This is a genomic window from Streptomyces sp. NPDC000941 (assembly GCF_053599555.1).
In genome coordinates this window covers 1-10,653 of the sequence record NZ_JBSFMM010000307.1, presented here as the reverse complement: position 1 = coordinate 10,653, position 10,653 = coordinate 1, and the positions used below count along the sequence as shown (strand labels likewise).

The following is a 10,653-nucleotide window of genomic DNA, read 5'->3' as shown; positions in this document are numbered from 1 at the left end:
GCCCGCAGCGCGCCCGGCGTGAGGGACCGCGGGCGGGCGGGAGGCGGCGCGGCAGCGGGAGCCGGGGCTGCCCGCCTCGACGCTGACGCACCCCCGGTACACGCCATGACGGCAATGGGCACGCCATGACGGCACCGGCGCACCCGCTGTATCGCATATTGCCGGGCCGTGGGGAATTCATGGCCGCACGCGGGGAAAGTCGCGCCGGAACGGGTCTCACGGGAGGCGCGATGGGTAGTGTCTTGAGCTATGGAGCATGAGGTGTTCGTTCCGCTTCCCGTCGACACCGTCCGGCTGGCGCTGGCGGAGTCGGACCGCGTCGCCCGCTGTGTCCCCGGGCTCCAGCAGGACGCCGACGCGGCGGCCGGTCCGCTCACCGGGCGGCTCCGGGTGCGGATCGGCGGCTCGACCATCACCTACCGCGGCTCGCTGCGGATCGCCGAGCGCGGCGCCGGCTTCGAGGTGTCGGGCGAGGGGACGGAGGCGCGCGGCAGCGGCTCGGTGAAGCTCGCGCTGACCGTGGTGCCCAGGGCCGTGTCCGGCGGGACCGCGATGGTCTGCTCCGGGACGGTGCGCAGCGAGGGGCGGCTGGCGGAGTTCGATGAGCAGGCGACCGTCATGGTCGCCCGTCGGCTGCTGGACCGCTTCGGCGCGGCGCTGGCCACCGGCCTGGAGAAGGAGCCGGTCGCCACGCTCGACGATGTCGAGGACGTCGACGATGTCGAGGATGCTGAGGACACCGATACGGCCGACGACGGGGTTGCCGTGGACGACGTCGGGGACCTCGACGATGTCGACGACATCGAGGATGTCGAGGGCGCGGCCGAGGTCGGCGACCTCAGTGAGCTGAGCGAGCTCGAAGAGCTGGGCGAGCTCGACGACGAGCCCCCCGCCGAGGCCGCGCATGCGCGCCGCACCATGATCGGCCGCAGCACGGAGGAGGTCGACCACGCCCCGCCGCGCGGCCGCTACGCCCCCGTACCCGCGCCCCAGACCGTGTCCTCCGGTATCGCGCTGCGCTGGGCCGCGCCCGCCGCCGCGGTGGTGCTCGCCTCCGCCGTCGTGGTCAGCCGGGTGCTGCGCCGCAGAAAGTGACCGCCGCAGAAGGCTCGGAGAAGGTGAGCGAGGCGCGCGCGGGCGCATAAGGTCGGGGCGTGACCACCGAAGAGAGAACGGATACCCGCGGCGTACGGCTGAGCGCCGGGGATGTCGAGCTGACCGTCGCCCCCGACAACGGCTGCCGCGTCGCCTCGCTGCGCATCGACGGTACGGAGCTGCTGCGGCAGGGCCCGAGGTTCGGATCGTTCCCGATGGTGCCCTGGTGCGGCCGGGTCGAGCTCGGGCGGTTCCGCAACGGCGGCCGCAGCCATCAACTGCCCGTGAACGCGCCCCCGCACGCGATCCACGGCACCGGGCGGGAGGCCGCCTGGCGCACGATCAGCGCCGACACCACCGCCGCGGCCTTCGCCTACGACCTCGCCGACCCCTGGCCGTACAGCGGCCGGGTCAGCCAGACCTTCCAGCTGACCCCGGACTCGCTGACCACCACGATGAGCGTGGAGACCGAGGGCGACTCCTTCCCGGCGCAGGCGGGCTGGCACCCGTGGTTCCTGCGCAAGCTCGAGGGCGGTGGCGAGGCGGAGATCTCCTTCCAGCCCGAGTGGCAGGAGGAGCGCGGCGAGAACCACCTGCCCACCGGCCGCCGGATCGAGCCCCGACCCGGGCCCTGGGACGACTGCTTCGGCATGCCGGACGGCGTGGACGTGACGCTCACCTGGCCGGGGCGGCTGGAGCTGAAGGTCACCAGCCGCAGCGAGTGGGTCGTGGTCTACGACGAGCAGGCGGAGGCCGTCTGCGTGGAGCCGCAGTCCGGCCCGCCCAACGGTCTGAACACACTGCCGCGCCTCGTCACCCCCATCGACCCGCTGGAGATGTCCATGACCTGGAGCTGGCGGCGGCTCGCCTGAGTCCCGCCGCGGGGCAGCGTCTAGGCTCATGTGCATGAGCGATGCGCGTGACGCCCTGCTGCAGCAGATCAAGGACAAGGCCGTGGTCCACGGCAAGGTGACCCTCTCCTCCGGGCTTGAGGCCGACTACTACATCGACCTGCGCCGGATCACCCTGGACTCCGAGGCGGCGCCGCTGGTCGGCCAGGTCATGCTCGACACCACGGCCGACCTGGAGTACGACGCGGTGGGCGGGCTCACCCTCGGCGCCGACCCGGTGGCCACGTCCATGCTGCATATCGCCGCCGCGCGGGGCCGCAGGCTCGACGCCTTCGTCGTGCGCAAGGCCCAGAAGACCCACGGTATGCAGCGGCGTATCGAGGGCCCGGACATCAAGGGCCGCCGGGTGCTGGTGGTCGAGGACACCTCCACCACCGGCGGCTCTCCGCTGACCGCCGTCGAGGCGGCGCGCGAGGCGGGCGCGGAGGTGGTCGCGGTGGCGACGATCGTCGAGCGCGGGGCCGCGCCGGCGATCGCGGAGGCGGGGCTGCGGTACGTACCGGCGTACTCGCTGGCCGACCTCGACCTGGGCTGAGATGACCCAGGGTGGTGGTTTCACGTGAAACCACCACCCTCCGTCCGAGTCATCCCACCGTGCGCCGTGTGGAGCAATCCGCAGAGTCTGGGAGGATGGCCACGACGGCGACGTCGCCCCCACATCCCTTAGGTCAGGGCCAAGAAACAACACCCCGCAGATCACAAGGAGCGGACAGATGCCCATCGCATCCCCCGAGATCTACAACGAGATGCTCGACCGGGCGAAGGCAGGCAAGTTCGCCTACCCGGCGATCAACGTGACCTCCACGCAGACTCTGCACGCCGCGCTCCGCGGCTTCGCCGAGGCGGAGAGCGACGGCATCGTCCAGATCTCCACCGGTGGTGCGGAGTTCCTGGGCGGTCAGTACAGCAAGGACATGGTGTCCGGTGCGGTCGCCCTTGCCGAGTTCGCGCACGTCGTCGCCGAGAAGTACCCGGTCAATATCGCCCTGCACACCGACCACTGCCCCAAGGACAAGCTCGACGGGTACGTCCGCCCGCTGATCGCGATCTCCCAGGAGCGCGTCGCGGCCGGGCGGAACCCGCTCTTCCAGTCCCATATGTGGGACGGCTCCGCGGAGAAGCTCGACGAGAACCTTCGGATCGCGCAGGAGCTGCTGGCCGAGGCCGTCAAGGCCAAGATCATCCTCGAGGTCGAGATCACCCCGACCGGCGGCGAGGAGGACGGCGTCACCCACGAGATCAACGACGAGCTGTACACCACCATCTCCGATGTCGAGCGGACCGCGGAGGCGCTCGGTCTGGGCGAGAAGGGCCGCTACCTGCTGGCCGCCTCCTTCGGCAACGTCCACGGCGTCTACAAGCCCGGCAATGTCGTACTGCGCCCCGAGCTGCTGCGCGACCTGCAGGACGGCGTGGCGGCGAAGCACGGCAAGACCGACCCGTTCGACTTCGTCTTCCACGGCGGCTCCGGCTCCACGGAGGAGGAGATCCGTACCGCGCTGGAGAACGGCGTGGTGAAGATGAACCTCGACACCGACACGCAGTACGCCTTCACCCGCCCGATCGCGGACCACATGTTCCGCAACTACGACGGTGTGCTGAAGGTCGACGGCGAGGTCGGCGACAAGAAGACGTACGACCCGCGCAGCTGGGGCAAGCTGGCCGAGAAGGGCATGGCCGCCCGCGTCACCAAGGCCTGCGCGGACCTGCGCTCCACGGGCACCAAGCTGAAGTAGCGCACGCGGCGCTTCTCCGGGCCCGGCACCCCACGGTGGGGTGCCGGGCCCGCTGGTTCCCCTTTGCCGGCTTTCCCCTTTGCCGAGGTGGCGGGGAGGGGCGGGGGCGGGGAGGATCCAGATATGGGTGACTCCGGGCCGGGGCCCGGCCCACGGCGTGAGCATCGCACTCCGCCCCCCGCGCCGGCCGCGACGGTGGGCGGGGCCGGGGGCGCGGGCACGATGCGCGTGTCCTCGCCGGTCGGGCGCTGGGTCCTGCTGACCACCGTGCTCGGGTCGTCGATGGCGCTGCTCGACAGCACCGTCGTCAATGTCGCGCTGCCGCATATCGGCCTCGACCTGAACGCCGATCTCCCCGTCCTGCAGTGGACCATCAACGCCTACATGCTCACCCTCGCCGGGCTGATCCTGCTGGGCGGTGCGCTGGGGGACCGGTTCGGGCGGCGGCGGATCTTCGTCATCGGTGTGGTGTGGTTCTCCGTGGCCTCGCTGCTGTGCGGGCTGGCGCCCGACGCCGGAATGCTCATCGCCGCCCGCGCCCTTCAGGGCGTCGGCGGGGCGCTGCTCACACCGGGGTCCCTGGCGCTGATCCAGGCCACCTTCCACCCCGACGACCGCGCGCGGGCGGTCGGCCTGTGGTCCGGGTTCGGCGGGGTCGGGGCGGCGATCGGGCCGTTCGTCGGCGGCTGGCTGGTGGACGGACCCGGCTGGCGCTGGGTGTTCTTCCTCAATGTGCCGCTGGCGGCGGTGTGCGTGCCGGTCGCCCTGCGCCATGTGCCCGAGTCCCGCGATCCGCGCGCGCACGGGCGGTTCGACGTCCTGGGCGCCGCGCTGGGCGCGCTCGCGCTCGCCGGGGTGACGTACGCCCTGATCGCCGCGCCCGGCCAGGGCGCCTCGCCCGCTGTGATCGTCCCGGCCGTCCTGGGGGTGCTGCTGGGCGTGGCCTTCGTGTACGTGGAGCGGCGGCGGCCGGACCCGATGCTGCCGCTCGACATCTTCGCCTCCCACCAGTTCACCGCCGTCAACGCGGTGACCCTGTGCGTGTACGCGGCGTTCAGCGGCTTCTTCTTCCTGTCCGTGCTCCAGCTCCAGGTGGTCGTCGGCTACTCCGCGCTCGCCGCGGGCACCGCGCTGCTGCCGACCACCGTGCTGATGCTGCTGCTGTCCGCGCGCTCCGGCGAGCTGGGGCGGCGTATCGGGCCGCGTATCCCGCTGACCGTCGGCCCGCTGCTGTGCGCGGCCGGAATGCTGCTGATGACACGGGCCGGGGTGGGGGCGGTCTACTGGCGCGATGTGCTGCCCGCGCTGCTGGTGCTGGGCCTGGGCATGGTGGCGTTGGTCGCTCCGCTCACCGCGACCGTACTGGCCTCGGTGGAGGTCGAACGCGCGGGCCTGGCCAGCGGCATCAACAACGCGGCGGCGCGGGCGGCGGGCCTGATCGCGGTGGCGGCGCTGCCGCTGCTGGCTGGTATGGGGCCGGAGGCGTACCGCTCGGCGGCCCGGTTCTCGGAGACGTTCGGGCGCGCCATGCCGATCTGTGCCGGGGTGCTGGTCGTGGGCGCCGTCATCGCCTGGTGCACGGTACGGTCCGATGCGCTGGAGCAGGCGCCCCCCGAGGCCGCCGCCCCGCCCGCCGGTGCGCCGGCGGCGGAGAAGGCGGCGGAGGCGGCGGAGGTTACGGGGGAAGCCGCGGCGGAGAGGGCTGCCGTTCCGCGGCGGCCGTGCCGCCCCGAGTGCGCGTACCACTGCGGCGTCGGCGCCCCGCCACTGGACCCCGGCAACCTGGGCAACCCCGGCGGCCCGGGCGCCTGAGCGCGCCGGGCGGGTGGTCCGGACGTGCCCCGCCCGGCCGCGGACCAGGCAGACTGGGGGGCATGGCCATTCATGAGAACCTGCTCGGGGGACCGCCCCCGACCCAGCTGCCCGATGACCCCGGGCCGCGTGAGCTGCTTGCCTCCGGTGCCGCTCCGACCGAGGTCGCCGCGGAGTACCCGGCCTCCTCCCTCGCCTGGGCGCAGCTCGCCGACGAGGCGTTCGAGGCCGGACGCGTGGTGGAGTCGTACGCCTACGCGCGTACCGGATACCACCGTGGCCTGGACGCGCTGCGGCGCAACGGCTGGAAGGGGCATGGGCCCGTGCCCTTCGAGCATGAGCCCAATCGCGGTTTTCTGCGTGCCCTGCATGCGCTGGCCCGCGCCGCCCAGGCGATCGGCGAGCAGTAGGAGTACGAGCGTTGCTCGACGTTCCTGCGGGAGAGCTCCCCGACGGCGGCGGACACTCTCTCCTGAGGTTTTGAAGTCCTGAGGCCTGGCCGACAGCGCACTTGCGGATGAGTGCGCATGACACGCATGATGCGCTCGGGGCCCGCCCAGGGCGGGTCCCGAGGGGACCGGGGCTCCGATGCCGAGTAAGAAGGGGCGGACCGCTACCCGGTAGCAGCATTCTCAGGAGATGGCGATGTCGCATCAGCCTGCCCCGCACGAAGCCGAGCCGGACACCCCGAATCTCGACTTCCAAGGCACGACCCCATACGAGGACTACGTCCAGGCGTCCGTGCTCACCCACCTCCAGCACCCGCTCTCCGACGACCCCGGAGAGATGGTTTTCCTGGTTACCACCCAGGTCATGGAGCTGTGGTTCACCGTGATCGTCCACGAGTGGCACACCGCCGCGCAGGCGCTGCGCGAGGACGATCTGCCCACCGCGCTGGCCGCGCTCAAGCGCTCCACGTACGAGCTCGAATCGCTCAACGCGTCGTGGAAGCCGCTCGCGCACCTCACGCCCGGCCAGTTCAACTCCTACCGCTCCGCGCTCGGCGAGGGCTCCGGCTTCCAGTCCGCGATGTACCGGCGGATGGAGTTTCTGCTCGGTGAGAAGTCCGCGTCGATGCTCGTCCCGCACCGGGGCGCGCCGCGCGTGCACGCGGAGCTGGAGAAGGCCCTGACCGAGCCCAGCCTCTACGACGAGGTGCTGGGCTATCTCGCCCGCCAGGGCTTCGCGGTCCCCGCTTCCGTGCTGGACCGCGATCCCACGCGGCGGTACGAGCCGGACGCCGCGGTCGAGCGGGTGTGGCAGGAGATCTACTCCGGCCCGGACGACACCGCGGCGGCCCGCCTGGGCGAGGCGCTGACCGAGGTCGCCGAGCTGGTGTGGCGCTGGCGCAACGACCATCTCGTCGCGACCCGGCGGGCCATGGGGGCCAAGGCCGGTACGGGTGGCTCTGCGGGGGTCGCCTGGCTGGAGAAGCGGGCGACGAAGAACGTCTTCCCCGAGCTGTGGACGGCGCGCAGCCATGTCTGACCTGTCCGAGCCGAACGCGTCCGCCACCGCCTCCCTGGCCGAGGAGGCGGCGAAGCTGGACGCCGCCGACGAGCTCCACACCAAGCGCGCCGACTTCGTCCTCGACGACACGATCTACCTCGACGGCAACTCGCTCGGCGCCCTGCCGGCCGCCGTCCCCGCCCGGCTGGCCGACGTCGTGGCCCGCGAGTGGGGGCAGCTGCGCATCCGGTCCTGGGAGGAGAGCGGCTGGTGGACCGCACCGGAGCGGATCGGCGACCGCGTCGGGCGGATCGTCGGCGCCGCGCCCGGGCAGGTGGTGGTCGGCGATTCGACCAGCGTCAATGTCTTCAAGGCCCTCGTGGGCGGCGTACGGATCGTCCAGGGGCGGCCTGCGGGGCGAGATGCGGCCCGGGACGAAATTCTCGTCGACGAGTCCACCTTTCCCACCGACGGCTATATCGCCGAGTCCGCCGCCCGGCTGACCGGCTGCACCCTGCGGCCCGTACCCGCCCCCGAGATGGCCGCCGCCGTCGGCCCGCGCACCGCCGTCGCGCTCGTCAACCACGTCGACTACCGCACCGGCCGCCTCCACGACCTGCCCGGCACCACGGCAGCCGTGCACGCCGCGGGCGCGCTCGTCGTCTGGGACCTGTGCCACAGCGCGGGCGCGCTGCCGGTCGGGCTCGATGCGCACGGGGTCGACCTCGCGGTCGGCTGTACGTACAAGTACCTCAACGGCGGGCCCGGTTCGCCCGCCTATCTGTACGTCGCGCATGAGCACCAGCCCCGGTTCGACTCCCCGCTGCCCGGCTGGAACTCCCACGCCGACCCGTTCGGCATGGCGCCCGCGTACACCCCGGCCGACGGCGCCGTCCGCGGCCGGGTCGGCACCCCCGACATCCTGTCCATGCTCGCGCTGGAGGCCGCGCTGGACGTCTGGGACGGGGTCTCGACGGCCGCCGTACGGGCCAAGAGCCTCGCCCTGACGGACTTCTTCCTGCGCTGCGTGGACACCTACGTCCCGGCGGGGCGCGTCGAGTCCGTCACCCCCGCCGCGCATGAGCGGCGCGGCAGCCAGATCGCGCTGCGCTGCGCCGATGCGGGCGAGGTGATGGCCGAGCTCATCCGCCGCGGCGTCGTGGGCGACTTCCGCCGCCCCGACGTGCTGCGCTTTGGCTTCACCCCGCTCTACACCGGCTTCGCCGACACCGAACGCGCGGCGCGCGTGCTGGCCGCGGTGCTGGCGGGCGAACCGGGTGCGTCGGGCGGGTCGGGCGCGTCGGGGGAGGTGGCCTAACCGTGCCGCGCCGCCGCGCCTGGTCATGCGTGGGGCACCACCCGGTGTGGCCGGACGCGCCGATGGCCGGCCGGGCGGGCCAGGCAGACCGAGTCGGCCAGACCGACCAGGTCAGCCAAGCTGGCCGGGCCGCCCCGGCCGCCCCGGCCGGCCAGGCGGCATCCGCCGAGGCCGAGGAGGCGTCCCTCTTCGGCCTCGCGCCCGTGTCCCCCGACCGCGTCGCCGCGTACGGCGACCACCGCGACCAACTGGTCGACTTCTATCTGCCCGAGGCGGAGGCGGAAGGGGGCGCGGCCGCGGCGCCCGCCCCGCTGGTGCTGCTGTTCCACGGCGGCGCCTGGCGCGCCCCGTACGACCGGCGCCACCTCTCGCCGTTCGCCGCGTATCTGGCGGGGCGCGGGTTCGTGGTGGCGTCGGTGGAGTACCGCCGGGGCGGCCCGGACGGGGGAGACGGCTCCCCGCCGCGGGCCGGGCGGTGGCCGGAGACGCTGGACGACATCGCGGCCGCCGTGGACACCGTGCCCGGGCTCGCGCGGGGTCTTGCGCTGCCCGTCGACCTGGCGCGCGTGGTGCTCGTGGGGCATTCGGCGGGCGGGCATGCCGCGCTGTGGGCGGCGGCCCGCCATGTCCTGCCGCCGGACTGCCCCTGGCATCTCCCCTCGCCTCCCCCCGTGTGCGGCGTGGTCGCGCTCGCCCCCATCGCGGACTTCGCCACCGCCCGCGAGCTGCGGGTGTGCTCGGACGCCGTCAGCCAGTTCCTCGACCTCGACATCCCCGGCGGCGAGGCCCACCACGAGGACCGGCTGCCGCTCGCCGATCCCGCCGCGCTGCTCCCCACCGCCGTCCCCACCGCCATCGTGCAGGGCGCCACCGACATCGACGTCCCGCCGCAGGTGGCGTACGCGTTCACGGAGACGGCGCGGCGCGCCGGACAGCCGGTCCGGGCGGTGCGGCTCGCCTCCACCGGGCACTTCCCGCTGATCGACCCCACGGCCGCCGCCGTACGCACGGTCGCCGACGAGATCGCCCACGTCGCCCGTAACAAAAGGAAGTAGCGTCCCGGCATGAGCAGCAGCGCAGCGCCCGCCCCCGTCTTCGACCCCTGGCAGCCCTCCTTCGTCGCCGACCCCTACCCGGCGTACGCGGCGCTGCGCGAGCGTGGCCGCGCGCACTATTACGGCCCCTCCAGGCAGTGGCTGATCCCGCGCCACGAGGACGTCCGGGCCCTGCTGCGGGACCGCCGCCTCGGCCGTACCCATCTGCACCGTTTCAGCCACGAGGAGTTCGGCCGCACCGCCCCGCCGCCCGAGCACGAGCCGTTCCATACGCTCAACGACCACGGGATGCTGGACCTGGAGCCGCCGGACCACACCCGGCTGCGCCGTCTGGTGTCCAAGGCGTTCACGCCGCGTACGGTCGAGCGGTTGGCGCCGGTCGTCGAGCGGCTGGCGGACGAGCTGGCGGAGGCGTTCGTCGCGGAGGGTGGCGGCGATCTTGTCGCGGCGGTCGCCGAGCCCCTGCCGGTGGCCGTCATCGCCGAGATGCTGGGCATTCCACCGTCCGACCGCGCGCAGCTGCGCCCCTGGTCGGCGGATATCTGCGGGATGTACGAGCTGAACCCGGGCGAGGAGACCGCGCGGCGCGCGGTCCGCGCGTCCGTCGAGTTCTCGGCGTATCTGCGTGAGCTGATCGCCGCTCGCCGCCGGGCCCCGGGGGAGGATCTGATCAGCGGGCTCGTCGCGGCGTACGACGAGGGGGACCGGCTCACCGAGCAGGAGATGATCTCCACCTGTGTGCTGCTGCTGAACGCCGGTCATGAGGCCACGGTCAACTCCACGGGCAACGGCTGGCTGGCCCTCTTCCGCCACCGCGATCAGCTCGCACTGCTGCGGTCCGACCCCGATGCGCTGCTGCCCACCGCCGTCGACGAGCTGCTGCGCTACGACACGCCGCTCCAGCTGTTCGAGCGGTGGGTGCTGGACGATATCGAGGTCGGCGGGACGGTCATCCCACGCGGCAGCGAGGTCGCGCTGCTCTTCGGTTCGGCCAACCGGGACCCGGAGCGCTTCCCCGACCCCGACCGGCTGGACCTGTCCCGTACGGACAACGCCCACTTCAGCTTCGGCGGCGGTATCCACTACTGCCTGGGCGCGCCCCTGGCCCGCCTCGAACTGGCCGCTTCCTTCGGTGCGTTGCTGCGGAGGGCGCCGGGGCTGCGGCCGGTCGCGGAGCCGCGGTGGAATCCCGGGTTTGTCATCCGGGGGCTGCGGGAGCTGCTGGTCGAGGTCTGAACTCGCGAAGAAAGAAACCCCCGTCGTCGTCCACACCCTGT

General features: G+C 72.9%; 9 protein-coding genes and 1 pseudogene. All 10 read left to right on the top strand.

Annotated elements, in window-relative coordinates; genetic code table 11:
* Positions 1-249: 249 nt before the first annotated feature.
* The 10 genes and pseudogenes from ACWDSL_RS48800 to ACWDSL_RS48755 all read left to right on the top strand — a co-directional run bounded on the left by ACWDSL_RS48800 (position 250) and on the right by ACWDSL_RS48755 (position 10,612).
* Positions 250-1,095, top strand: coding sequence for a carbon monoxide dehydrogenase subunit G (locus tag ACWDSL_RS48800; RefSeq protein ID WP_450495626.1), 846 nt, complete (start codon positions 250-252; stop codon positions 1,093-1,095).
* A 59-nt stretch (positions 1,096-1,154) separates the two neighbouring features.
* On the top strand, positions 1,155-1,967 hold the full coding sequence (locus ACWDSL_RS48795; protein ID WP_450495624.1) for an aldose epimerase family protein: 813 nt from the start codon (positions 1,155-1,157) through the stop codon (positions 1,965-1,967).
* 28 nt (positions 1,968-1,995) lie between these two features.
* Positions 1,996-2,541 (top strand): orotate phosphoribosyltransferase, encoded by a 546-nt coding sequence (gene pyrE, locus ACWDSL_RS48790; protein ID WP_450495623.1) that lies wholly within the window; start codon positions 1,996-1,998, stop codon positions 2,539-2,541.
* Between the two features lie 160 nt (positions 2,542-2,701).
* Complete coding sequence (fbaA, locus tag ACWDSL_RS48785; RefSeq protein WP_450495630.1) at positions 2,702-3,742, top strand: class II fructose-bisphosphate aldolase; 1,041 nt, start codon at positions 2,702-2,704, stop codon at positions 3,740-3,742.
* 222 nt (positions 3,743-3,964) lie between these two features.
* Positions 3,965-5,554 carry an MFS transporter gene (locus ACWDSL_RS48780; RefSeq protein ID WP_450495628.1) on the top strand — a complete coding sequence of 530 codons (1,590 nt, stop codon included), beginning with the start codon at positions 3,965-3,967 and terminating at the stop codon, positions 5,552-5,554.
* Positions 5,555-5,616: 62 nt separating this feature from the next.
* Positions 5,617-6,030 (top strand): annotated as a pseudogene (locus ACWDSL_RS48775) (DUF3151 domain-containing protein).
* A 169-nt stretch (positions 6,031-6,199) separates the two neighbouring features.
* Positions 6,200-7,042: a tryptophan 2,3-dioxygenase family protein gene (locus ACWDSL_RS48770; RefSeq protein WP_450495621.1), complete on the top strand. Its 843-nt coding sequence runs from the start codon at positions 6,200-6,202 to the stop codon at positions 7,040-7,042.
* Positions 7,035-8,321 carry a kynureninase gene (kynU, locus tag ACWDSL_RS48765; protein ID WP_450495619.1) on the top strand — a complete coding sequence of 429 codons (1,287 nt, stop codon included), beginning with the start codon at positions 7,035-7,037 and terminating at the stop codon, positions 8,319-8,321. The genes ACWDSL_RS48770 and kynU overlap by 8 nt, the downstream gene beginning before the upstream one ends.
* Positions 8,322-8,323: 2 nt before the next feature.
* Positions 8,324-9,376, top strand: coding sequence for an alpha/beta hydrolase family protein (locus ACWDSL_RS48760; RefSeq protein WP_450495617.1), 1,053 nt, complete (start codon positions 8,324-8,326; stop codon positions 9,374-9,376).
* Between the two features lie 9 nt (positions 9,377-9,385).
* Positions 9,386-10,612, top strand: a complete 1,227-nt coding sequence (locus tag ACWDSL_RS48755) for a cytochrome P450 (RefSeq protein ID WP_450495615.1) — start codon at positions 9,386-9,388, stop codon at positions 10,610-10,612.
* The last annotated feature ends 41 nt before the right edge of the window (positions 10,613-10,653 follow it).

Coding starts and splice junctions, on each gene's coding strand:
- pyrE (WP_450495623.1), top strand. CDS start 1,996: ATGTGCATGAGCGATGCGCGTGACGCCCTGCTGCAGCAGATCAAGGAC.
- kynU (WP_450495619.1), top strand. CDS start 7,035: ATGTCTGACCTGTCCGAGCCGAACGCGTCCGCCACCGCCTCCCTGGCC.
- ACWDSL_RS48770 (WP_450495621.1), top strand. CDS start 6,200: ATGTCGCATCAGCCTGCCCCGCACGAAGCCGAGCCGGACACCCCGAAT.
- ACWDSL_RS48800 (WP_450495626.1), top strand. CDS start 250: ATGGAGCATGAGGTGTTCGTTCCGCTTCCCGTCGACACCGTCCGGCTG.
- ACWDSL_RS48780 (WP_450495628.1), top strand. CDS start 3,965: ATGCGCGTGTCCTCGCCGGTCGGGCGCTGGGTCCTGCTGACCACCGTG.
- ACWDSL_RS48755 (WP_450495615.1), top strand. CDS start 9,386: ATGAGCAGCAGCGCAGCGCCCGCCCCCGTCTTCGACCCCTGGCAGCCC.